This is a genomic window from Nocardioides sp. AE5, from assembly GCF_031844485.1.
Taxonomy (GTDB): domain Bacteria; phylum Actinomycetota; class Actinomycetes; order Propionibacteriales; family Nocardioidaceae; genus Nocardioides.
The window spans coordinates 333,497-356,974 of the sequence record NZ_JAUZVI010000003.1; the positions used below are offsets into that span (position 1 = coordinate 333,497).

Consider the following 23,478-nt stretch of genomic DNA (forward strand, 5'->3'; position numbering starts at 1 on the left):
GCGATAACCTCTTCCCCATGACCTCTGCTGCCCCCGAGGCTCCCTTCGGCCGCGTGCTCACCGCGATGGCGACCGCCTTCCACGACGACGGTTCCCTGGACCTGGCCGGCACCGCCGCGATCGCGGCCCACCTGGTTGCCAACGGCCACGACGGCCTCGTCGTCTCCGGCACCACCGGTGAGTCGCCGACCACCACGGTCGCCGAGGACGGGGAGATCCTGGCCGCGGTCCGCGCCGAGGTCGGTCCCGACATCAAGCTGGTCGCCGGCGTGGGCACCAACACCACGGTCCACTCCGTCGAACTCGCCCGCCAGGCACAGGCCAACGGCGCCGACGGCGTACTGCTGGTCACGCCGTACTACAACAAGCCCTCGCAGAAGGGCCTGCTGCACCACTTCCGCCAGGTCACCGAGGCCAGCGACCTCCCCGTGATGCTGTATGACGTCCCCGGCCGCACCGGCACCACGATCGCGCTGGAGACGTACCGCGAGGCTGCCCAGTGGGACAAGGTGGTCGCGGTCAAGGACGCGGTCGGTGACTTCGTCCGCGGCGTGCGGCTGCGCGAACTCGGCCTGGCGGTCTATTCCGGCGACGACGCCAACAACCTGGGCTGGCTGGCCCACGGTGCGTGCGGCTTCGTCTCGGTGGCCGGGCACGCCTGCGGCAACCAGCTCCGCGAGATGGCCGACGCCTTCTTCGCCGGCGAGAACGCCCGCGCACTGGAGATCTTCACGCGGCTGCTCCCCGCGATCGACGCCATCATGGGCGTCCCGAACTACGGAGCCACCACGGCCAAGGCCACGTGCCAGATGCTCGGGGTGCTGGACAACCGGAACGTGCGCAGCCCGCTCGTCCCGCTCGACGACGACGAGTACGTCGCGCTCCGGGCCGGCCTTTCGGCGTCCGGCCTGCTGTGAGGGCCGTCAACACGACATCCAGGAGGGGCAGATGAGCCACCCGCATCCCGAACTGAGTGCACCCGCACCGTTGCCGAAGGGAGGCCTGCGGATCACCCCGCTCGGTGGCCTTGGCGAGGTCGGGCGCAACATGACGTCCTTCGAGTACGAGGGGCGCCTTCTGCTCGTCGACTGCGGCGTCCTCTTCCCCGAGGACCACCACCCCGGCGTCGACCTGATCCTCCCCGACTTCGACTCGATCCGGGACCGCCTCGATGCGGTCGAGGCGCTGGTGCTGACCCACGGGCACGAAGACCACATCGGCGCCACGCCGTACCTGCTGCGCGAGCGCCAGGACATCCCGCTGGTCGGCTCCGAACTCACCCTGGCGCTGCTCGGGTCCAAGCTGCGCGAGCACCGGCTCAAGGAGACGGTGCACCACGTGGTGGCCGCCGGGGACACGATCAGCTTCGGGCCGTTCGAACTCGAGTTCGTCGCGGTCAACCACTCCATCCCGGACGCGCTGGCGGTGGCGATCCGCACCGGCGCCGGACTGGTGCTGCACACGGGCGACTTCAAGATGGACCAGTTGCCCCTGGACGGGCGGATCACGGACCTGAACGCGTTCGCCCGGCTCGGCGACGAGGGCGTCGACCTGTTCATGACCGACTCGACCAACGCCGAGGTGCCGGGCTTCACCACCACCGAGAAGTCGATCGGCCCGGTGCTCGACTCGGTCTTCCACTCCGCTCGTGACCAGCGGATCATCGTGGCCTGCTTCGCCTCGCACATCCACCGCGTCCAGCAGGTGCTCGATGCTGCGGTGTCGCATGGGCGCAAGGTGGCCTATGTCGGCCGCTCGATGGTGCGCAACATGGCGATCGCCCGCGACCTGGGCTACCTGAACGTGCCCAAGGGCGTGATCGTCGAAGCCAAGGAACTCGCCGACCTCCCGCCGCACAAGCAGGTGCTGATCTCGACCGGGTCGCAGGGTGAGCCGCTCTCGGCCCTGTCGCGGATTGCGCAGCGCAACCACAACTTCGTGCACATCGAGGAGGGCGACACGGTCGTCCTGGCCTCGTCCCTGATCCCCGGCAACGAGAACGCGGTCTATCGGGTGATCAACGGGCTCTCCCGCTGGGGCGCCAACGTGGTGCACAAGGGGAACGCGCTGGTCCACGTCTCCGGCCATGCCTCGGCCGGTGAGCTGCTCTACTGCTACAACATCGTCAAGCCGAAGAACGTGCTCCCGATCCACGGGGAGATCCGGCACATGCGCGCCAATGCCGACCTCGCCCGTGCCACCGGTGTGGAGAACGTGGTCCTGGCCGAGGACGGTGTCGTGGTCGACCTGGTGGACGGCAAGGCCGAGATCGCCGGCAAGGTGGACTGCGGCTATGTCTTCGTCGACGGCACCTCGGTCGGCGACATCACCGAGTCGTCGCTGAAGGACCGGCGGATCCTCGGTGAGGAAGGCTTCATCTCGGTGATCGTGGTGGTCGACACCCAGACCGGGAAGGTGGTCACCGGCCCGGAGATCCATGCGCGTGGCTTCGCCGAGGACGACACGACCTTCGACGCGATCAAGGCCCCGATCACCGACGCCCTGAACAAGGCGCTGGCCGACGGCGTGGATGACACCTACCAGTTGCAGCAGACGGTCCGTCGCGTGATCGGCCGCTGGGTGGGCACCAAGTTGCGCCGCCGTCCGATGATCGTTCCGGTGGTCATCGAGGCCTGAACCGATCGCCGGGACCACCACGTTCACCCGCCAGGCCGGGGCGCACACGCTTGTCGCAACTGCCTCGACGCAGTTCTCACAGATCGTCAACGACATCCTCGATGTGCTCGAGGGCCAGCAGGCGAACCTTCGTGACGGCTATGTGCTCCAGTTCGGCTGGGGGCCGATCTTCCTCGCAGCAACTGATGAGTGGCTGCGGCTGACGACTCCGGACTACGGCCGTGATGCGGCCAACGACCGGACCGCTGACCTGTCCGGTGCGCTTGCCATCCAGGTGGCCCAGATGTGGCTGCCGGGGGCCGCCGGTGTCCGGCCCCAGGAGATTCGCTTCGACCAGGAGGTCCTCATCCAGCGCGGCTGGCAGGAGATGGTGGACTTCGAGGCTTCCCGCAGGGCGTCGAAGCACGACATCTACTCGGGGTGGTTCATCAGCGACACGTCCGAGCGCGATGAGCCCTATCCCCATGATGAGATCCTGAAGGTGCCTGCGTGGCAGGTGGTGCAGGTCAATCCGAATCTCGCACAGGTGCTCGCGATGCCTGACGACACGCTCACCATCCTCGAGGACAATGAGGTGGATCGTGTCATCGCACTCCGGGGCGACGACAGCGAGTACCTCTACCTGAACCCCGACAACTCCTGAGCCTGCGGCTGGTCGACGAGGTCGAGGACCTCGTCCATCGCGTCCAGCCCGATCCGGTCGTGGGTGATCCAGACCAGTGATCGGCCCTGGTTCGCGGCCAGCAGGTCGGCGGCGACCGCGCGGGCAGTGGCCCCGTCCAGGTGGGCGGTCGGCTCGTCCAGGACGAGTACGTCGCGCCCGGCGAGCAGGGCCCGGGCAAGCCCGATCCGGGCCCGTTCGCCGCCGGAGACGGCCCGGCCACCATCACCGATCCGGGTGTGCAGGCCCTCGGGCAACGCCTCGAGCCACGGGCCGAGGTGGGCCTGGCGCAGCGCCAGTTCGACGGCGAGGTCGTCCGCCTCGGGAGCAGCCAGGCGCACGTTCTCGACCAGGGTCGACCCGAAGAGGTAGGGATCGTCGCCGAGCAGGCCGACCCTGCGGCGTACGTCGTCGGCTGCCGACGTCGCCACCGGCTGCCCGTTGACCTCGTGGTCGCCGGAGTTGGTGTCAAGGAAGCGGGCCAGGACCATGGCCAGGCTCGATTTGCCGGAGCCCGACGGGCCGGTGACGCCGATGTGGCGACCCGGTGTGAGGTCGAGGTCCACGCCGGTGAACGCGGGTGCCCCTGGCGCCCAGGAAGCCGCCGCCTGGTGGAGGTGGATCCGGGTCGGTCCGGCCGGCAGGGCTGCGGCTCGGGCCGGTTCGGTGACCGCCGGCAGCGTGTCGAGGAGTGCGTCGACGCGGGTGGCCGCGGCCCGGGTCCGCACCCGCAGCGCACCGGCCTCGGCCAGCGCCGCGGTGGACTCGGCGAGGGCAAGCGGGAGCAACAGGAGCAGGGCGAGCATCGGCCCGGAGACATCCCCGGCCGCGAGGGCAGGAGCGCCGAGCCAGGCGACCCAGACGACGCCGAGCCCTGCCAAGAGGGTGGCCAGCGCACGGCCCGTGGCAGTGGCCGCATTGCTGTGCGTGGCTGCAGCGGCGAGTTCGTCACCGGCATGGTCGACGCCCTCGAGCGCCCGGTCATCGGCCTGCCACAGCACCAGCGGCCGAGCCGAGTTGACCAGGTCGGTGGTACGCCGCCCGACGTCGGCGCGGGCTTGGATGAAGCGCTCCTCGTGGCGCCGGGCACCGGTCCATCCGGCCAGCAGGGCGGCCAGGCCGCCGCCGAGGGAGACCACGAGGACAGGCAGGGCACTGGCCGGCAGGACGACGTACGCCGTGAGCGTGGCCAGGACGGCGACCCCGAGCCAGGTCGCAATCGGCAACTGGACCCGCAGCCGATCATCGAGTTCGGCGTCGACGTCCTCCACGATGCCGGTGAGCAGGTCGCCCTGGCGGCCCAAGCGAGCCGGGGCCAGCGGGATCAGGCGGGCGAAGACGCCCGCGCGCCGGGCCGAGAGGTGGCGCAATGCGACGTCGTGGCCGAGCAGGCGCTCGACATAGTGCAGCGCAGGACGAGCCAGGCCGAAGGTGCGCACGCCGACGATGGCGACGGTCAGCATCAGGACAGGGGGCTGTTCGGCGGCCCGCGCGATGAGCCAGCCCGCGGTGGCGGTCAGGGCGACGCCGGAAGCGGCGGCGAGGGTGGCGAGCAGCACCGTGAGCGCCCACAGTCCACCGGTGTGCGCACTTCCGTCTGGCGCCGAGTCGGCACGTGTTGACGCCGTGAGACGCCGAGTCGGCACGTGTTGACGCACCGGACCGTCGATTCGTGCCGACTCGGCGACCGAATCGGTCAACTCGTGCCGACTCGCGGTCCCTAGGTCGATGACGGTGTCTGCGGCCGCGACGACGGCGTCGCGGTGGGCCACCACGACGACCGTGCTGGTCTCGGCCAGGTAGCGGATCACCTCGATGATGATCCGCTCGCTGTCGGCATCCAGGTGCGCGCTCGGCTCGTCGAGGAAGACGTAGGGACGCTCGGCCAGGACGACCCGGGCCAGACCGAGCCGGGCCCGCTGCCCAGCTGAGAGGCCGAGGCCCTCCTCGCCGAGGTCGGTGTCGATGCCGCCGGGCAGCGAGGCGACGTGGCTGGCCAGGTCGACGGTGGCCAGGGCGGCCCACACGTCAGCATCGGATGCGTCAGGCCGGGCGATCCGCAGGTTCTCCGCGATGGTGCCGGCGACCAGCCACGGGCGCTGCGCGAGGTGGGCGACCTGGCTGCGCCACGTCGTACGTTCGAGGTCGGCGTGGTCCTCGTCGCCGACCGCGATCACGCCGCCAGCGAGGGGGAGTTCACCCAGGAGCACCTGGAGCAGGGTGGACTTCCCGCAGCCGGACGGGCCCACGATCGCGGTGATGCCGTGGGCCGGGATCGTGGCATCCACGCCCGCAATGATGGGTTCGCGGTCGGGCCAGGCCAGGGCTACGTCGATCAGGCGGAGGGGTGCGGGAGCGCAACGATTGAGCTTTCGCGCATCAACGATTGAGCGTTCGCGACACAACGATTGAGCGTTCGTGAGCTGGTGGATGGCCTCGAAGGTGGCGGTCCCTTCGGCGGCGGAGTGGTATTCGGCGCCGACCCGGCGCAGCGGCCAGTAGGCCTCGGGGGCCAGCAGCAGGACGGTCAGGGCCACCTGCAGCTCGAGGTTGCCGCCGGCCAGGCGCAGGCCGACCACGACGGCGACCAGGGCCACCGAGATGGTGGCGATCAGTTCCAGGGCGGCGGAGGAGGCGAAGGCGACCTTGAGGGTCTCGTTGGTCCGCTTGCGGTAGGTGTCGGTCACCTTCGCGATCGTGGAGACCTGGGCCTCGGCGCGGCGGTGCGCGACCAGGGTGGGCAGGCCGCGGACCACGTCGAGGAAGTGGCCGGCGAGCGTGCCCAGGGCGCGCCACTGGCGATCGGCCTTCTCCTGGGTGGTCAGTCCGATCAGGATCGCGAAGACCGGCACCAGCGGCAGCGTGGCGACCACGATCAGGGCGCTGAGCCAGTCCTGGGTGATGATCGCCACGACGGCCACCAGGGGCAGCACCGCGGCCAGGACGAGCGCCGGGAGATAGCGGGTCAGGTAGGGCTCGACGGCCGCCACGCCGCGGGTGGCCAGGGTCGCCAGCTCGCCGGTACGGCGTCGACGCAGCGCTGTTGCCTCGTGGTCGAGGACCGAGCGGAGCACGAGCCTCCGCAGCCGGACGCCCACCCGGCCCGCCGCACGCGAGGCAGCCACGTCGACCACGCGGGCGGTCACGGCGCGGAGCACGGTGACCACGGCCAGCCACACCGCGGCGGTGTGCCAGCCGGTCCCGGCCGGATCCGTGAGCAGCCCGGCCACCAGCGCGGCCAGGGCGAAGGCCTGGCCCACGATCAGCAGGCCCGCGACCACATTGCCGACCAGCACCACGGCCAGCGGGCCACGGGCAACCGCGAGGTGGGGCAGGACGCGCGGGTCGAGCGGCTTCACGGTGCGCTCGCCGGCTCGGGCGCGGGGTCCGGGATGTGGTGGGTGCCGATCCGCTTGCGGAAGACCCAGTAGCTCCACGACTGGTAGAGCAGCACGATCGGGGTGAACGCCAAGGCCACCCAGCTCATCACGGTCAGGGTGTACGGCGTGGCCGCGGCATTGGTGGTGGTCAACGAGTGGGCCACGTCGGTGCTCGAGGGCATCACGTCGGGGAAGAGGGCCAGGAAGAGCCCGGCCACTGCCAGCGCGATGGTGACGAACGTGCCGGTGAAGGCCCACCCCTCACGTCCCCGGCTGGCCGCAGCGAGGCCACCGAGGAGCGCCAGGGCCGCCACGACGAAGGCCACGGCCGACCAGGTGGATCCGGTCATCGCCTGGGTCCAGCCCATGAAGACCACCGCCAGCAGCGCCGCCACCAGTCCCGACCGGATGGCGAGCGCCCGTGCCCGGTGGCGGATGTCGCCGACGGTCTTCAGCGCCACGAACATGGCGCCGTGGGTGGTGAAGAGGGCCAGGGTCACGGCGCCGCCGAGCAGGGCGTACGGGTTGAGCAGGTCAAGCACCGTCCCGGTGACCTCGAAGTCGGCGTCGATCGGCACGCCGCGGACGATGTTGGCGAAGGCGACACCCCACAGGAAGGCGGGCAGGACGGAGCCGACGATGATCGCCCGGTCCCAGTTCGCCTGCCACTGCGCGTCGGCCTTCTTGTGGCGGTACTCGAAGGCGAGGCCGCGCACGATCAGCGCCACCAGGATCAGCAACAGTGGGAGGTAGAAGCCGCTGAAGAGCGTGGCGTACCACTCCGGGAAGGCCGCGAAGGTGGCCCCGCCGGCGACCAGCACCCAGACCTCGTTGCCGTCCCAGACCGGGCCGATGGTGTTGATCATCACCCGGCGCTCGGTGTCGTTGCGGGCGAGCACCGGCAGCAGTGCGCCGACCCCGAAGTCGAATCCCTCCAGGGCGAAGTAGCCGATCCAGAGGAAGGCGATGATGATGAACCAGAGCGTGGTCAGTTCCATGGCGGTCTCCTCAGTAGGCGAAGGTCAGCGGGGCGTCCTCGTCGTCGTCCGACGAGGGGCGCAGTGACGGGTCCGGTGGTTCGCTGAACGGGTCGGCGCCGGCCTTGATGTACTTCACGAGCAGTCCGAACTCGATCACCATTAGGACGGCGTACAGCGCGGTCAGCGTCAGTAGCGAGGTCAGCGCCTCGGCGACGGTGACGCCGGGGGAGACCGCGTTCTCCACGGTCATCAGGCCATAGACCACCCACGGCTGGCGTCCCATCTCGGTGAAGATCCAGCCGAACGAGTTGCCGAAGACCGCCACGAACGGGATGGCCAGTGCCATCACCCGCCACCAGCGGGCGGTGGGGCGGCGGCCCCGCCGGGTGCCCCACAGCAGCAGGGCGGCGCCGACTGCGGCGGCCATGCCCAGGCCGATCATGAAGCGGAACGACCAGTAGGTGACCGGGATGATCGGGACGTAGTCGCCGGGGTGGTAGTACATCGCACCTGGGTCCTGGCCGTAGGTCTCGGCGTACTTCTCGCGCAGCGGATTGATCCCCTCGACTGTGCCGTCGAAGGTGCCGGTGCCCAGGAACGAGAGGACGCAGGGCACCGTGACGGCGAACTTCTCCTCCTTGCCGTCGGGGGTGCCGAGGGTGAAGACCGAGAACGGTGCGCACGAGTCCGAGGTCTCGTAGAGCCCCTCGGCGGCGGCCATCTTCATCGGCTGCACCTCGGTCATCACCTTGCCCTGCAGGTCACCGCTGATGGCCACGCCGAGGCCACCGATCAGGGTGATCCAGGCAGCGACCCGGACGGCGGTGAGGTACATCGGGCGGTCGGCGTCCGGCGTACGTCCGCGCAGGTAGAGCCAGGCAGCGATCCCGAGCACGAACGCGCCACCGGTGAGGTAGCAGGCGGTGACCACGTGCGGGAAGGCGACGAGCTGGACCTTGTTGAACATCACGGCCCAGAAGTCGGTCAGTTCGGCGCGGCCGGTGACCTCGTTGTAGGTGTGGCCGACGGGGTGCTGCATCCACGAGTTGGCGGCCAGGATGAAGTACGACGAGAGCAGCGTGCCGATGTGGACCAGCCACATGCACCCGGCGTGCATCCAGCGGGGCAACTTGTCCCAGCCGAAGATCCACAGGCCGAGGAAGGTCGACTCGAGGAAGAAGGCGAGTAGGCCCTCGATGGCCAGCGGGGCGCCGAAGACGTCGCCGACGAAGCGCGAGTAGTCCGACCAGTTCATCCCGAACTGGAACTCCTGGACGATGCCGGTGACGACGCCGATCGCGAAGTTGATCAGGAAGAGCTTGCCGAAGAAGCGGGTCAGCCGATACCAGACCGGATTGTTGGTGCGGATCCAGAGCGTCTCGAAGAGGGCGATGATGAAGGAGAGCCCGATCGTGATCGGCACGAAGAGGAAGTGGTAGACGGTGATGATCCCGAACTGCCACCGGGCGATGTCGACAACTTCCATGCTGGGCTCCGTTCCGTGCCAACTGCCAACGCTACGACAATACGTAGTAGATACGACGGAGTGTAGTACGCGCAAGTTCGTAGGTACACTGGTCCCATGCGTTCCCCGAAGCCGTCCCGTCCCGCCCGTGCCACCTCCGGCCTGGGGGACCTGGAACGCGCCGTGATGGAGGTGCTCTGGTCCACCACGGATGCGGAGAACTGGACCACGGTGCGCGAGGTCCACGCCGTGATCGGCGCCGAGCGCGACATCGCCTACACCACCGTGATGACGGTGATGGACCGCCTGGCCCGCAAGGGTGCGGTGCTGCAGCAGAAGGAGGGGCGCGCCTATCACTACCGGGCCGCCGCCACGCGGGGCGCGATGACCGCCGAACTGATGCGCGAGACCCTGGCCGACCTCGGCGAGGGCAGCCGTGAGTCGGCGCTGGTCGCCTTCGTCGCCGACGCCAGCGCTGACGACATCGCCGCCCTCAAGCAGGCGCTCGCCGAACTCGAAGACTCATGACGCCCCTGGCCCTCGGCGTCCTCGCCGTCCTGCTGGCCGGACCGGTGCCCGCCCTGATGGCCCGCTGGACCAGGCTGCGGCGTACGCCGTTCCCGGCGATGCTGCTCTGGCAGGGCGTCGCCCTGGCTGCCGTGCTCTCCGCCATCGGTGCAGGGCTCTCGCTGGCCACCGACCATGCCTGGCGCACCCACGGTTCGCTGCTCCAGTACGCCGTCGCCGCCCTCGCCCTGTCGATCACCGCGCTGGTCCTGGCCCGGCTGCTCCTCTCGGGCCACCGGGTCGGCACCAACCTGCGCGCCCTCCGCCGCCGCCACCGGGCACAACTCGACCTGGTCTCCCGCACCGAGCACGGCGCCCGGGTCGTGGAACACGACGTGCCGCTGGCCTACTGCGTGCCCGGGGTGACGGGCTCCCGCGTCGTCGTCTCGGCAGGTGCGCTGGCCCGCCTCGACGGTGACGAGGTCGAGGCCGTCCTCGCCCACGAACGGGCGCACCTGCGGGCCCGTCACGACCTGGTGCTGGAGTTCTTCCACGTGCTGCACCAGGCGTTCCCGCGGTGGGTCTCCAGTGAGGCCGCCCTGCGCGAGGTGGAGTTGCTGGCCGAGGTGCTCGCCGACCGCTCGGCGGCACGGCGTACCGGGACCCGGCCGCTGGCCCGCGCACTGGTCGCCCTGGCCGAGGGACGTGCCCCCCAGGCTGCGCTCGGTGCCGCCGGTGCGGCGCTGGTGGACCGGGTCCGCCTGCTCGGTGATGCAGAACCGCGCCGGGTCCAGTCGGCCCTGGTCGTGCTTGCGGCCCTGGCGGTGCTGGCGCTGCCGACCGCCTTCATCGTGGTGCCCTGGCTGGACTCGCTGCGCTAGTCCCGTGCGGTGAAGACGATCGGCCCGTCCTCGGTGATCGCGATCGTGTGCTCGGAGTGCGCGCCCCGGGAACCGTCCGCGCTGCGCAGCGTCCACCCGTCCGGGTCGGTGTAGATCTCGTCGGTGGTGTGCAGGAACCACGGCTCGATCGCAATCACCAGGCCCGGCTTGAGCGGGAAGCCACGACCGGCACGGCCGTCGTTGGGCACGTGCGGGTCGCCGTGCATGGTGCGCCCGACGCCGTGGCCCCCGAACTGCAGGTTCACCTTGAGGCCGGCCTCACGCGCGACGGCGCCGATGGCAGCACCGATGTCGCCGATCCGGTTGCCTGCCACGGCAGCGTCGATGCCGGCCGCGAGGGCCACTCGGGTGGTCTCGATCAGCGCCAGGTCCTCGGTGCGAGGGGTGCCGACGACGAGGCTGATCGCGGAGTCGGAGACCCATCCGTCCACGGCGCAGGCGAAGTCCAGGCTGAGCAGGTCGCCGTCGGCCAGCACGTAGTCATGGGGCAGGCCGTGCAGCACGGCGTCGTTGACCGACGTGCAGAGCACCTTGCCGAACGGTGAGGCGCCGAACGAGGGGTGGTAGTCGATGTAGCACGACTCGGCACCCCGGTCCCGGATCATCTGGTGGGCCAGGGCGTCGAGCTCGAGCAGGTTCACCCCGACTGCTGCCTTCTGCTCGAGGGCAGTGAGCACCTCGGCCACGAAGCGCCCGGCCGGACGCATCTCCTCGATCTGGGCGGGAGTCCTGAGCTCGATCATGGGCTCCAGCCTAGTGGGGCTTGTCGGCCCCCACGATCCACATCGCGAAGAACTGCGACCCGCCGCCATAGGCGTGCCCCAGGGCCCGGCGTACGCCGTCGACCTGGTGGTCCCCGGCGGCGCCACGCGCCTGCAGCGATGCCTCGGCGAAGCGGAGCATGCCCGAGGCCCCGATCGGGTTGGAGGAGAGCACCCCGCCCGAGCAGTTCACCGGCAGCGCACCGTCGATCGCGGTCGCGCCGCTCTCGGTCAGCTTCCACCCCTCGCCCTCCGCGGCGAACCCGAGGTTCTCCATCCACATCGGCTCGAACCAGCTGAACGGGACGTAGATCTCCGCGGCGTCGATCTCCTGGAACGGGTCGGTGATGCCGGCCTGGCGGAAGAGGTACGCCGCCGCCTCGCGCCCGGCGTGCGGGTTGACCTGGTCGCGCTCCGCAGCGGTGGTCGGCTCCGAGCGCATCGCGGTGGCGTGGATCCAGGCCGGGTTCGGCGAGGCCGCAGCCGTGTCCTCGTCCGTGATCACCATGGCGCAGGCGCCGTCGGAGGAGGGGCAGGTCTCGTCATAGCGGATCGGGTCCCACAGCATCTGGGAGGCGAGCACGGTCTCGACGGTGGTGCCCTCGTTGTGCAGGTGGGCGAACGGGTTCTTCAACGCGTTCTGCCGATCCTTGGCCGCCACCATCGCACCGATGTGCACCGGCGCCTGCGCGCGGCGGATGTAGGAGCGCACGTGGGGAGCGAAGTAGCCGCCCGCGCCGGCGTGGACCGGCATGATGAACGGCACCGGCACCGAGAGCGCCCACATCGCGTTGGACTCCGACTGCTTCTCGAAGGCCACCGTCAGCACCCGCTTGTGCACCCCGGACTGGACCAGGGAGGCCGCCACGATGGCCGTGGTGCCGCCGACGGATCCGGCGGTGTGCACCCGCAGCAGCGGCTTGCCGACCGCGCCGAGCGCCTCGGCCAGGTAGAGGTCGGGCATCATCACGCCCTCGAAGAGGTCGGGTGCCTTGCCGATCACGATGGCGTCGATGTCGTCCAGCGACATGTTCGCATCGACCAGGGCACGGTCGATCGCCTCGCGGCACAGCCCGCCCATCGAAACGTCCTCGCGCTTGGCGCGGTGGTGGGTCTGGCCGACGCCGACGACGGCTGCCAACTGCTTGCCCATCAGTTCTTCCCTTCCATCACGCAGACCAGGTTCTGTTGCAGGAGCGGACCGGAGGTGGCGTGGCCCAGGGCCCTGCCCGCCTCGCCGCGCCAGATCGCGGAGGCCGCTTCGCCGATCCGGATCAGGCCCGCACTGAACATCGGGTTGCCGGCCAGGGCGCCACCGGAGGGGTTCACCCGGACGTCGTCGGCCAGGCCCAGTTCGCGGCGCAGGATCAGTTCCTGTGGGCTGAACGGGGCGTGCAGTTCGGCCACGTCCACGGATCCGACACCGGCCGCCTGTCCGGCCCGGCCCGCCGAGGGCGCCGCGGTCAGGTCGCGCGAGCCGAGGTGGAGCGCGTCGACGTTGTGGGCCAAGCCGGTGATCCAGGCCGGTGCGTCACTGGCGTCGCGTGCCCGGTCCCCGGCGGCCAGCACGATGGCTGCGGCACCGTCGGTCACCGGTGCGCAGTCGTGCTTGCGCAACGGGTCGGCGTACAGCGGGCGGGCGAGCAGTTCCTCGACCGACGAGCCGCCCTTGCGGATCGCGTTCTCGTTGGACTCGGCATCGGTCAGCGAGCGGTTGACCAGTGCGGCCAGGGCCCGCTCGTCCCAGAGCCCGGCCTCGAGGCCCAGGCGTGCCTGCAGGCCGGCTAGGGAGACGGTGTCGGGCCACAGGGGCGTCATCGTGTACGGGTCCAGTTGCAGCGCCAGCACCCGGCGCAGCACGCCGGCCGACGCCTTGCCGAACCCATAGACCAGGGCCGTGTCGACCTCCCCGGTCTGGATCTTCAGCCACGCCTCGTAGAGCGCCCAGGCTGCATCCATCTCCACGTGCGACTCGTTGACCGGGGGCAGTGCCCCGATCGCGTCGACTGCGGAGACGAACGAGAAGGAGCGTCCGGCCAGGTAGTCCGAGGATCCGGAGCACCAGAAGCCGATGTCCTTGCGGGTGAAGCCGGTCTGCTCGTACAGCTCGGCGAAGAGCGGGACCAGCAGTTCCACCATGGTGGGGGAGCCGTCGAACTCCTCCATCTGTCGCTGGGCGAAGCCGACGACTGCGACGTCTCTCATCTCGGTCTCCCTCACAGGTGCTGCTTGTAGGTCTCGAAGTCCGCATCCGGCTCGCCGGTGGGCTCGAAGTGGCTGATGTTCTCGACGGTGGTGCTCCATTCCTCCTCGGGGCGCCACACCGCCTTGACCCGCATCCCCATCCGGACCTCGCTCGCATCGACGCCGAGGATCAGGTGCAGGAAGGCGATGTCGGCACCGTCCAGGAGCACGTACGCCGAGACGTACGGCGGGGTGATCTTCTGGCCCAGGAACGGCACGTTGACCACGCAGAAGGTGGTCACGGTCCCGGTCTGGGCGAGTTCGACCTCGTCGGTGGTCGGTACGCCGTCGACCGGGCAGGCGCCGCGCGGCGGCACGTAGACCTTGCCGCAGGCAGGGCAGCGCTGGCCCAGGATCCGGCCCTGCTCGAGGGCACGGAAGAAGGCGGACTCCTCGGGGCTGGCGGCGTACTTGTAGTCGAGGGCGACCGGGGTGACGACGCCGGTGACCGGGTCGACCGCGCCGTTGGCCATTACAGGGGCGGCTGCCTGCTCGGGGACGAACGCCTCGATGTCGCCCATCGCGCCGGTGCGCTCCGCGGCCCAGCGCGGGGCCACCCGCATCCCGACCGACAACGACTCGCGCGGTGCGTCCAGGGCGTGCAGCAGGGGAGCCGTGGCACCGTCGAGCAGCACCAGGGCGAACGCAAAGGGCCGGTCGAACGGCTGGCCGGCGACCGGCTCGGGCACCCAGGTCCACGACTGCACGGTGCCGCCGGGGCCGACCTCGACGAAGTCGGTGGTGGGTTCGTGGGTGTGCGGGTCGAACTCGGCGGGCGGGATGATCACCGCGCCTTCGCTGGTGCGCCCGGCCACGAGTCGACCGTCACGGAGCCCGGTCAGGAAGGTGCCGATCACCGGGCCCACCGAACGGGTGTAGTCGAAGCTGACGTTGACCGGCGCACTGAGGGTGCGGGCTTCAGGAGTGGTCATGGCTCAACACTGAAACATGTTCTAGTGTGTTGCACAAGCACTTCCTGCCCCAACCACAAGGAGGACCAGCGGATGAGGCTCGGCCTGCAACTCGGCTACTGGGGTGCGGTGCCACCCAGTGGAACCGCGGAACTCGTCGCCGCAGCGGAGGAGGCCGGGTTCGACGCCCTCTTCACCGCCGAGGCATGGGGCTCCGACGCCTTCACCCCGCTCGCCTGGTGGGGTCGCGAGACCACCCGGATGCGCCTGGGCACCTCGATCGTGCAGATGTCGGGCCGCAGCCCGGCCTCGATCGCGATGCACGCGCTGACCATGGACCACCTCACCGGCGGGCGGTTCATCCTCGGCATGGGCGTCAGCGGGCCCCAGGTCGTCGAGGGGTGGTACGGCCAGCCGTTCGCCAAGCCCTTGGCCCGCACCCGCGAGGTCGTCGACATCATCCGCAAGGTGCTCGCCCGCGAGGCGCCGGTCACCAACGACGGGCCACACCATCGGCTCCCGTACGACGGGCCCGGCTCGGTCGGCCTCGGCAAGCCACTGAAGTCGATCGTGCACCCGCTCCGCGCCGACCTGCCGATCTGGCTCGGCGCCGAGGGGCCGAAGAACGTCGCCCAGACCGCGGAGATCGCCGACGGATGGATCCCGATCTTCTACACCCCCAACTCGGCGTCGATGTACCAGCCCTGGCTCGACGAGGGGTTCGCCCGCCCGGGGGCACGGCGTACCCGGGAGGAGTTCGAGATCACCGCCACCTGCCACCTGCAGATCACGGACGACGACGGTCCGTCCCGCCAGGCGGCACTCGATGCGATGAAGCCGTCTGCTGCGCTCTACATGGGAGGAATGGGCGCCAAGGAAGCCAACTTCCACAAGCAGGTCTTCGAGCGGATGGGCTATGGCCACGTCACCGACGAGGTGCAGCGCCTCTTCCTCGCCGGTGAGCGCGAGAAGGCGACCGCCCTGATCCCCGACGAACTCGTCGACGACATGCACATCATCGGCACCCCGGGCTTGGTCCGGGAACGGGTTGCCCAATGGGAGGAGACCGGAGTGACCACCTTGTTGTTGAGTTGCCGCAGTGCGGCCGAGGTCCGCGCCGTCGCGGAGGTGCTCTCATGAGGCAGGTCGACCTGGCCGGGGGCAACGAGACGCTCTACACCGGCACCCACAACGGCCACCTGATGGCCTCCGCGCTCAAGGCACATCGTGACGACCCGGTGATGTGCCTGGGTGACACCGTGCTCACCGGCGGCGAGGTGGCGCAACGGATCAGCCAGTACGTGCAGGCGTTCGGGTCCCTCGGGGCGGGCACCGGCACCGCCTCGGCGCTGCTGGCGCTGAACCGGCCCGAGGTGCTCTTCATCCTCGGCGCCGGCCAGACGCAGGGGTTCCAGCGGACCGCACTGCACCCGCTCGGATCGGCCGAGGACCACGCCTATGTGATCAACGATGCCGGCATCACCGTGCTGGTCGTCGACCCCTACTTCGCGCCCCGGGCGGTGGAACTGCTGGACGCATGCCCGCAGTTGCGCACGGTGCTGACCATCGGGCCGGTGCCCGACGAACTGGCGCAGCGCGACGGCGTGGACACCCACGACCTGGTCGCGGCAGCGGCGGCGTACGCACCGCAGGCGCTGGAGGCGGCGTTGCTGCCGGCCGACCACATCGTGTCGATCACCTACACCGGTGGCACCACCGGCAAGCCGAAGGGCGTGATCGGCACCGCCGGGGCGATGAACACGATGGCGCAGATCCAGCTGGCCGAATGGGAGTGGCCGGCCAACCCGCGCTTCCTGATGTGTACGCCGCTCTCGCACGCGGGCGCCGCCTTCTTCGTGCCGACCGTGATGAAGGGCGGCTGCCTGGTCGTCCTGCCGAAGTTCGACCCGGCCGAAGTGCTGCGCACCATCGAGGAGCAGCGGATCACGGCCACGATGCTGGTCCCGACGATGCTCTATGCGCTGCTGGACCACCCGGACTCGCGGACCCGCGACCTCTCCTCGCTGGAAACCGTCTATTACGGCGCCTCGGCGATCAACCCGGTCCGGTTGCAGGAGGCGATCGACCGGTTCGGTCCGATCTTCGCGCAGTACTACGGCCAGTCCGAGGCGCCGATGGCGATCACCTACCTGGCCAAGGGCGACCACGACCCGGCCCGGCTGACCTCGTGCGGGCGGCCCTCCGCCTTCGTGCGCGCGGCCCTCCTCGGTGACGACGGGCAACCGGTGGCACCGGGGGAGCCGGGCGAGATCTGCGTGGCCGGGCCGCTGCTCGCCGGTGGCTACTGGAACCTGCCGGAGGAGACGTCGGCAACTTTCAGGGACGGCTGGATGCACACCGGTGACGTGGCCCGTGAGGACGAGGACGGCTTCTGGTTCATCGTCGACCGGACCAAGGACATGATCGTCTCGGGCGGCTTCAACGTCTTCCCGCGCGAGGTCGAGGACGTCGTGGCCGAGCACCCGTCGGTTGCCCAGGTGGCGGTGATCGGTACGCCGCACGAGAAGTTCGGTGAGCAGGTGACCGCACTGGTGGTGCTCCGCGACGGGGCCGACCTGGACGAGGCCACCATCGCGGAGATCCAGGCGTTCGTGAAGGAGCGCAAGGGCTCGGTCCACGTGCCCAAGCAGGTCATCGCGGTCGACTCGATCCCGCTGACCGGCCTGGGCAAGCCCGACAAGAAGGCGCTGCGTGCCCGGTTCTGGTCAGGGGACCGGTCGGTCGGATGAGCCGGTTCCACCCAGTGGCACTCAGGATCCGGTGAAGTTCGGGGTCCGCTTCTCGGCGAAGGCCCGCGGACCCTCCTTGGCGTCGTTGCTGGCGAAGACGGCGGCGCCGATCCGGGCGTCGTCGGCCCAGCACTCGTCCTCGTGCTTGCCCTCCGAGTCGCGGACGGTCTTCACGATGGCCTGGATCGAGAGCGGCCCGTTGGCGCAGATCAGGTCGGCGATCTCGTGGGCCTTGGCCAACGCCTCGCCGTCGGGGACGACGTGGCCGATCAGGCCGATCTCCTTCGCCTCGGGTGCCTTGATGTGGCGTCCGGTCAGCAGCAGGTCCATCGCCACGGTGTAGGGCACCTGGCGGGGGAGCCGGACCACGGAGCCCCCCAGTGGGTAGAGGCTCCACTTCGCCTCGGAGACGCCGAACCGGGCGGATTCTCCGGCGATCCGGATGTCGGTGGCGGTCAGGATCTCGGTGCCCCCGGCGATGGCCGGCCCCTCGACCGCGGCGATCAGCGGCTTGGTCAGCCGGTATCCCTTGAGCAGGGACTTGATGATGCTCGGGTCGTAGGAGCCGGATTCGAACTTGTCGCTGGGGGAGTCCTTCGACATGGCCTTGAGGTCGGCGCCGGCACAGAAGTAGCCGCCGGCCCCGGTCAGGATCACCACCCGGACCTCGGGATCGGTGTTCGCCCGCTCCCAGGCCTGCTCCATGATCTGCAGCATCTCGCCGGAGAGCGCGTTGCGCGCCTCGGGGCGGTTCATGGTGACCACCAGCTTGTGGCCGACGAGTTCGACGAGGCAGTGGGGTTCGGTCTCTGGGTTCGTGTGTGCTGGGCTCATGGCGAGGACTCTAGTCAGAAACGAGAACGTGTTCTAGTGTCGTGGCCATGGCCCTGAACATCGCTGACCTCTTCGAACACGCCGTCGACGCCGTCCCCGATCGGCCTGCCGTCCAGGTGGGTGACGAGGTGATCACCTTCGCGGAACTGGACCGCAAGGCGAACCAGCTCGCGCACTACCTGCAGTCCCGCGGGATCGGGAAGGGCGACCACGTCGGCCTCTACTCCAAGAACAGCATCGAGCACGTGATCGCGCTGATCGCCATCCTCAAGGTGCGCGCGGTCTCGATCAACGTCAACTACCGCTACGTCGCCGGCGAACTGGAATACCTCTTCGACAACGCCGACCTGGTCGGCCTGGTCCACGACCGTGCCTATGCCGACCTGGTCGGCCAGGTGGCACCGAAGTTCGACCGCCTGCAGACGATCATCGCCGTGCCGAACCCGCTGGAGCCCGACGACGCCAGCGACGTCTCCGGGTTCGGCGGCGTCCTCCTCGAGGACGCGATGGCCGGCCAGGACGACGCGCGCGACTTCGGTGAGCGCAGCGCCGACGACATCCACATCATCTACACCGGCGGCACCACCGGATTCCCCAAGGGCGTGATGTGGCGCCACGAGGACTTCTGGCGAGTGCTCGGCGGTGGCGTCGACTTCATGACCGGCGAACTCAAGGGCGAGTTCGACCAGTCCCGGGCCGCGGCCGAGGGAGCCAGCCTGATCACCCTGCCGCTCAGCCCGCTGATGCACGGTGGCGCCCAGTCCAGCCTGCTGATGCACCTCTTTGCCGGCCAGCTCACCATCATGGAGCCCAAGTTCGACCCGGTGCGCACCTGGCAGATCGTCGACGAGCAGAAGGTCCAGATGATCTTCATGACCGGCGACGCCATCGCCCGCCCGCTGATCGAGGCCTACGAGGAGGGCGGCTTCGACGGGCAGAGCCTCTTCGCCATCGCCTCCAGTGCGGCGATCTTCTCCAAGGCGGTCAAGGAGCGCTGGATGGCGAAGTTCCCCAATGCCGTCTTCACCGACTCGATCGGCTCCTCGGAGACCGGCTTCCAGGGCACCGGACTGCAGGACGCCAGCGCCCTGTCCAGTGACGGCCCCGTGGTCGGCATCTCCCACGGCACCGTGGTGATCGCCGACGACGGCACCGTGCTCGACCCGGCCACCGACATCGGCAAGACCGGGCGCACCGCCAAGGCCGGATACGTGCCGGTCGGCTACTACAAGGACCCGGCGAAGTCCGCGAAGACCTTCATCGAGATCGACGGCATTCGCTATTCGATCCCCGGCGACTACGCCCGGATCGAGGAGGGCAACCGCCTCACCCTGCTCGGCCGCGGCTCCAACTGCATCAACACCGGTGGCGAGAAGGTCTACCCCGAGGAGGTGGAGATGGCGATCAAGGGCCACCCCGCCGTGTACGACGTACTGGTGGTTGGCCTTCCCGACGAGCGGTTCGGGACCCGGGTCCACGCGGTGGTCGAACTGCGGGAGGACGCGACACTCGAGCTCGAGGAGTTGCGCACCTGGCTGCGCGACCACCTCTCGGGCTACAAGTTGCCCCGCGGGCTGACCCTGGTCGAGGAGATCCCCCGCAACGAGACCGGCAAGGCGCAGTATCCGCGCGCCAAGGAGCTGGCCGTGGCCGCCGAGGCAGGTGCCTGAGATGCGCACCGACATCTGCGACCTCTTCGGGATCGAATACCCGATCTTCGCCTTCACCCCGTCGGAGAAGGTGGCCGCCGCGGTCTCCCGGGCGGGTGGACTCGGTGTCCTGGGCTGTGTCCGGTTCAACGATGCCGAGGAACTCGACACCACGCTGACCTGGCTGGACGAGAACACCGATGGCAAGCCGTACGGCGTCGACGTGGTGATGCCGATGAAGGTCCCCACCGAGGGCAAGGCCGTCGACCTCAAGGCCATGATCCCCCAGGAGCACATCTCCTTCGTCGAGCAGACCTTGCAGAAGCTCGGCGTACCGCCGTTGCCGGAAGGTGAGGGGCGTGAGGGCGTGCTCGGCTGGCTCCACTCCGTGGCGCGCTCCCATGTCGACGTGGCGCTCGCGCACCGTCCGGTGCTGATCGCCAACGCACTGGGGTCGCCGCCGGTGGACGTGATCGAGCAGGCGCATGCTGCCGGGGTGAAGGTCGCCGCACTTGCCGGCGCCGCCAAGCACGCCCTCTCCCACGTCCGCAACGGCGTCGACATCATCGTGGCCCAGGGCTATGAAGCCGGTGGCCACACCGGGGAGATCGCCGGGATGGTGCTTACCCCCGAGATCGTCGACGCGGTCGGCCCGGACGTGCCCGTCCTCGCGGCCGGGGGGATCGGCTCCGGGCGCCAGATGGCCGCGGCCATGGCGCTCGGGGCCCAGGGGGCCTGGACCGGGTCGCTGTGGCTCACCGTCGAGGAGTACGACCTTTCTGCCGGCACCGGCATCCGTGACGCGCTGCTGGCCGCCGGCTCCGGCGACACCGTCCGCACCCGGGTCTACACCGGCAAGCCGGCCCGGCTGCTGAAGACCAGGTGGACCGAGGCGTGGCAGGAGGACGGCGCACCGGAACCACTGCCGATGCCGCTGCAGAACCTGCTCGTGGCCGATGCGCACAACCGGATGAACTCCGGCGACAACCCCGAGACCATCTCGATGCCTGCCGGGCAGATCGTCGGTCGGACCAACGAGGTGCGCCCGGTCGCCGACGTGATGGCCGAGATCGTCCGGGAGTACGAGGAGACCGTGGACCGGCTCGCGAAGACGGTTCGCTGATGGTGCTGCGCGTCGAGGACGCCAACCGGGTCCGCACGGTCACCCTGGACCGCCCCGAGGCGCTCAACGCCTTCAACGAGGAGTTGTACGACGCCACTGCGGAGGCACTGCTGGAGGCCGCTGCGGATCCCGGCGTCGCCGTCGTCCTGCTGACCGGGCAGGGCCGGGCGTTCAGTGCCGGCACGGACCTGCTGGAGATGCACCGGATCGCCACCGATCCCGACTTCGTGCGGGGCAAGCACGGCTTCCTCGGACTGATCGATGCCCTGGTCGCCTTCCCCAAGCCACTGGTGGTGGCGGTCAACGGGCTGGGCCTCGGCATCGGCGCGACCATCCTCGGTTTCGCCGACCTCGCGTTCATGGCGACCACGGCGCGACTCAAGTGCCCGTTCACCAGCCTCGGTGTGGCACCTGAGGCGGCCTCCAGCCTGCTCTTCCCACAGCTCATCGGCCGTCAGAACGCGGCCTGGATGCTCCTCTCCGCGGAGTGGGTGCCGGCCGATCAGGCACTCGAGATGGGGCTGGTGTGGAAGGTCTGCGAGCCAGAGGACCTGCTGGACACGGCACGTCACCATGCCGAGGTCCTGGCCGCCCGCCCGATCTCCAGCCTGGTCGCGGTGAAGCGGACCATGGTCGAGCCGCACCGTGCCGCCATCGCCGAGGCGCGCGAGCGGGAGAACGCTGCCTTCGCCGAGTTGATGGGCGGCCCGGCCAACCTGGAGGCGCTCACCGCGTTCGCCGAGGGTCGTGAGCCGGACTTCACGAACCTGCCCGACGGCTGGTGAGGTCAGGCTTGGGGCCACAATGGCCCCATGCCTGACTCCCTGCCCTACGACGACGCGCTGCGTGAGCGGATCGCGGCCAACCTGGCTGCCCATCGACGGCGTACGTCGCCCCTCGACGGTCGTCGCCAGGCGGCGGTGGCCGTCGTCGTGGTCGACTCCGAGGTCGGGGAGGACCGGATCGACCCAGCTCCCTGGGGCGTGGGTGACATGGCGATGATCCCCGGCGGGGCCGGCGACCTGGATGGCCGGATGGAGGGCGTGGCCGGGGGAGCGGCGTTCCTGCTCTGCCGGCGGGCGGGCAACCTGCGCGCCCACGCAGCGCAGTGGGCGTTGCCCGGTGGGCGGTGCGATCCCGGCGAGGACGCGGTCGAGGCCGCCCTGCGGGAGACCCACGAGGAGATGGGTGTCGAACTGGGCCGGGATGCGGTGCTCGGCCTGCTCGACGACTACCCGACCCGATCCGGCTATGTGATCACGCCGGTGGTGGTGTGGGGCGGTGGCCGCCTGGACCTGGCGCCGTCGCCGGACGAGGTGCTGGCGGCGTACCGGATCGGTCTGCACAACCTGCTGGTCCCTGACTCGCCGCGGTTCGTGGAGATCCCCGAGAGCGAGAAGCCCGTGGTGCAGGTGCCGTTGGGCAACGACCTGATCCATGCCCCGACCGGCGCGGTCCTGGTCCAGTTCCGCTGGCTGGCACTGGAGGGCAACCCGGCCCGGGTGGACGGCTTCGAACAGCCCACCTTCGCCTGGCGCTGAGGCGCCGGGTCAGCGGGCGGCGAGTGCCTTGCCGATGGCCAGAGCCTGCCCGGTGGTGCCGCCGAAGACGAACTCGAAGCGCTTGGCCGCCGTGAAGTAGCGGTGCGCCTCGCCGTCCAGGTCGATGCCGACGCCGCCGTGCACATGGACCGTCGTGTGCGCCACCTTGTGTGCGGCATCGGCGGCCCACAGCTTGGCGGTCGGCAGTTCGGTCTCCACCGGGAGGCCCTCGGCCAGGCGCCACACTGCCTGCCACAGGGTCAGTTCCTGGAAGAGGCTGTCGATGTAGCCGTCGGCCAGTCGCTGGGCGACGGCCTGGAAGGTTCCGATCGGGCGCCCGAACTGTTCGCGGGTCTTCGCATAATCCGCGGTCAGCCGGACGGCGCCGGCCACGATGCCGTTCACCTCGGCGCAGGCGGCCACCGTGACCAGGTGGCCCAGGCGGGTCGCAGCGACGCCGTCGGTGCGACCCAGCAGCCGGTCCGCCGGCACGCGTACGCCGGCCAGGGTGACCAGCGCGGTCGCGTCGCCGTCGCTGGTGTGCTGGGCCTCGACGGTGACACCGGCATCGTCGGGGCGGACGAGCACCACTGCCGCGCCACTCGGCGTACTGGCGGTGACCAGGAAGAGGTCCGCACTGGTGCCGGCACGGACCAGCGTCTTGGTGCCGTCGAGGACGAGTTCGTCGCCCTCGACGGTGAGGGTGGTTGACGGCACCGACGGCAGCGGGTCCAGCGGTTCGCTGAGTGCGGGCGCCAGCACGCGTTCACCGCTGGCAGCGCCGGGGAGCCACTCGGCCTGCACTGCCTGCTCGCCGAACTCGGCCAGGGCCAGGGCGGCAGGGCCGTGGCTGGCCAGCGGCACCGGGGCGACCCTCCGGCCGACCTCGACCAGCACGCGGCACAACTCGATCAGGCCGAGGCCGGCGCCGCCGTGCGCCTCGGGGATCGCCAGGGAGAGCAGCCCTGCCTCGGCCAGGTCCGACCAGAGCGCGCGGTCGAACCGGTCGCCGCCCTGCTCCACCTCGCGCATGCGGGTGGTGGTGGCCCGGTCGGCCAGGATCCGGGCGGCCAGTTCGGCAGCCTCGTCCTGCTCGGGGGTGAAGGAAAAGTCCATGGGGTGCTCCTTGTCAG

At 70.0% G+C, this 23,478-nt stretch carries 20 protein-coding genes; 11 read left to right on the forward strand and 9 right to left on the reverse strand.

Going from position 1 to position 23,478, the window contains the following annotated elements; translation table 11 throughout:
- Positions 1-17: 17 nt before the first annotated feature.
- The 3 genes from dapA to Q9R27_RS07400 all read left to right on the forward strand — a co-directional run bounded on the left by dapA (position 18) and on the right by Q9R27_RS07400 (position 3,280).
- Positions 18-917: a 4-hydroxy-tetrahydrodipicolinate synthase gene (gene dapA / locus Q9R27_RS07390; RefSeq protein ID WP_311251708.1), complete on the forward strand. Its 900-nt coding sequence runs from the start codon at positions 18-20 to the stop codon at positions 915-917.
- 31 nt (positions 918-948) lie between these two features.
- The gene (locus Q9R27_RS07395) at positions 949-2,637 is read left to right on the forward strand and encodes a ribonuclease J (RefSeq protein WP_311251709.1); all 1,689 of its coding nucleotides are present in this window, start codon (positions 949-951) and stop codon (positions 2,635-2,637) included.
- Between the two features lie 103 nt (positions 2,638-2,740).
- Positions 2,741-3,280, forward strand: a complete 540-nt coding sequence (locus tag Q9R27_RS07400; protein ID WP_311251710.1) for a hypothetical protein — start codon at positions 2,741-2,743, stop codon at positions 3,278-3,280.
- Here Q9R27_RS07400 and cydD read toward each other — a convergent pair.
- Genes cydD through Q9R27_RS07415 form a run of 3 tightly spaced genes read right to left on the reverse strand, consistent with a single transcriptional unit; the run spans position 3,256 to position 9,144 of the window.
- Complete coding sequence (gene cydD / locus Q9R27_RS07405) at positions 3,256-6,657, reverse strand: thiol reductant ABC exporter subunit CydD (RefSeq protein ID WP_311251711.1); 3,402 nt, start codon at positions 6,655-6,657, stop codon at positions 3,256-3,258. The two genes, Q9R27_RS07400 and cydD, sit on opposite strands and share 25 nt — an antisense overlap.
- The gene (cydB, locus tag Q9R27_RS07410) at positions 6,654-7,676 is read right to left on the reverse strand and encodes a cytochrome d ubiquinol oxidase subunit II (protein ID WP_311251712.1); all 1,023 of its coding nucleotides are present in this window, start codon (positions 7,674-7,676) and stop codon (positions 6,654-6,656) included. Before cydB ends, cydD begins: the two co-directional genes overlap by 4 nt.
- A gap of 10 nt (positions 7,677-7,686) precedes the next feature.
- On the reverse strand, positions 7,687-9,144 hold the full coding sequence (locus tag Q9R27_RS07415; protein ID WP_311251713.1) for a cytochrome ubiquinol oxidase subunit I: 1,458 nt from the start codon (positions 9,142-9,144) through the stop codon (positions 7,687-7,689).
- Between the two features lie 96 nt (positions 9,145-9,240).
- On the opposite strand from Q9R27_RS07415, the gene Q9R27_RS07420 reads away from it, so the two are divergent.
- Positions 9,241-9,651 (forward strand): BlaI/MecI/CopY family transcriptional regulator, encoded by a 411-nt coding sequence (locus Q9R27_RS07420; RefSeq protein ID WP_311251714.1) that lies wholly within the window; start codon positions 9,241-9,243, stop codon positions 9,649-9,651.
- Entirely contained in the window at positions 9,648-10,511 is an 864-nt protein-coding gene (locus Q9R27_RS07425) for a M56 family metallopeptidase (RefSeq protein WP_311251715.1), read from the forward strand. The genes Q9R27_RS07420 and Q9R27_RS07425 overlap by 4 nt, the downstream gene beginning before the upstream one ends.
- Here the strand turns inward: Q9R27_RS07425 and map are convergent.
- From map to Q9R27_RS07445, 4 genes are read right to left on the reverse strand one after another with little or no spacing between them, the layout of a single operon-like run.
- Positions 10,508-11,275, reverse strand: coding sequence for a type I methionyl aminopeptidase (gene map / locus Q9R27_RS07430; RefSeq protein WP_311251716.1), 768 nt, complete (start codon positions 11,273-11,275; stop codon positions 10,508-10,510). The two genes, Q9R27_RS07425 and map, sit on opposite strands and share 4 nt — an antisense overlap.
- Positions 11,276-11,285: 10 nt before the next feature.
- Entirely contained in the window at positions 11,286-12,446 is a 1,161-nt protein-coding gene (locus tag Q9R27_RS07435) for a thiolase domain-containing protein (protein WP_311251717.1), read from the reverse strand.
- A complete protein-coding gene (locus tag Q9R27_RS07440) occupies positions 12,446-13,498 on the reverse strand; it encodes a thiolase domain-containing protein (protein WP_311251718.1) in 1,053 nt (350 codons plus the stop codon). Before Q9R27_RS07440 ends, Q9R27_RS07435 begins: the two co-directional genes overlap by 1 nt.
- Before the next feature lie 11 nt (positions 13,499-13,509).
- Complete coding sequence (locus Q9R27_RS07445; protein WP_311251719.1) at positions 13,510-14,469, reverse strand: OB-fold domain-containing protein; 960 nt, start codon at positions 14,467-14,469, stop codon at positions 13,510-13,512.
- A gap of 72 nt (positions 14,470-14,541) precedes the next feature.
- On the opposite strand from Q9R27_RS07445, the gene Q9R27_RS07450 reads away from it, so the two are divergent.
- On the forward strand, positions 14,542-15,588 hold the full coding sequence (locus tag Q9R27_RS07450) for an LLM class F420-dependent oxidoreductase (protein ID WP_311251720.1): 1,047 nt from the start codon (positions 14,542-14,544) through the stop codon (positions 15,586-15,588).
- Positions 15,585-17,198, forward strand: a complete 1,614-nt coding sequence (gene fadD8, locus Q9R27_RS07455; protein ID WP_311251721.1) for a fatty-acid--CoA ligase FadD8 — start codon at positions 15,585-15,587, stop codon at positions 17,196-17,198. The genes Q9R27_RS07450 and fadD8 overlap by 4 nt, the downstream gene beginning before the upstream one ends.
- Positions 17,199-17,219: 21 nt before the next feature.
- Here the strand turns inward: fadD8 and Q9R27_RS07460 are convergent, their stop codons facing one another.
- Positions 17,220-18,032 carry a crotonase/enoyl-CoA hydratase family protein gene (locus Q9R27_RS07460; RefSeq protein WP_311251722.1) on the reverse strand — a complete coding sequence of 271 codons (813 nt, stop codon included), beginning with the start codon at positions 18,030-18,032 and terminating at the stop codon, positions 17,220-17,222.
- Positions 18,033-18,079: 47 nt separating this feature from the next.
- On the opposite strand from Q9R27_RS07460, the gene Q9R27_RS07465 reads away from it, so the two are divergent.
- Genes Q9R27_RS07465 through Q9R27_RS07480 form a run of 4 tightly spaced genes read left to right on the forward strand, consistent with a single transcriptional unit; the run spans position 18,080 to position 22,345 of the window.
- Positions 18,080-19,702 carry an acyl-CoA synthetase gene (locus Q9R27_RS07465; protein WP_311251723.1) on the forward strand — a complete coding sequence of 541 codons (1,623 nt, stop codon included), beginning with the start codon at positions 18,080-18,082 and terminating at the stop codon, positions 19,700-19,702.
- A 1-nt stretch (position 19,703) separates the two neighbouring features.
- Positions 19,704-20,804 carry a nitronate monooxygenase family protein gene (locus tag Q9R27_RS07470; RefSeq protein WP_311251724.1) on the forward strand — a complete coding sequence of 367 codons (1,101 nt, stop codon included), beginning with the start codon at positions 19,704-19,706 and terminating at the stop codon, positions 20,802-20,804.
- Positions 20,804-21,589 (forward strand): enoyl-CoA hydratase-related protein, encoded by a 786-nt coding sequence (locus tag Q9R27_RS07475; protein ID WP_311251725.1) that lies wholly within the window; start codon positions 20,804-20,806, stop codon positions 21,587-21,589. Before Q9R27_RS07470 ends, Q9R27_RS07475 begins: the two co-directional genes overlap by 1 nt.
- A gap of 27 nt (positions 21,590-21,616) precedes the next feature.
- On the forward strand, positions 21,617-22,345 hold the full coding sequence (locus Q9R27_RS07480; RefSeq protein WP_311251726.1) for a CoA pyrophosphatase: 729 nt from the start codon (positions 21,617-21,619) through the stop codon (positions 22,343-22,345).
- 9 nt (positions 22,346-22,354) lie between these two features.
- Here the strand turns inward: Q9R27_RS07480 and Q9R27_RS07485 are convergent, their stop codons facing one another.
- Positions 22,355-23,461, reverse strand: a complete 1,107-nt coding sequence (locus Q9R27_RS07485) for an acyl-CoA dehydrogenase family protein (protein ID WP_311251727.1) — start codon at positions 23,459-23,461, stop codon at positions 22,355-22,357.
- Positions 23,462-23,478 lie beyond the last annotated feature (17 nt).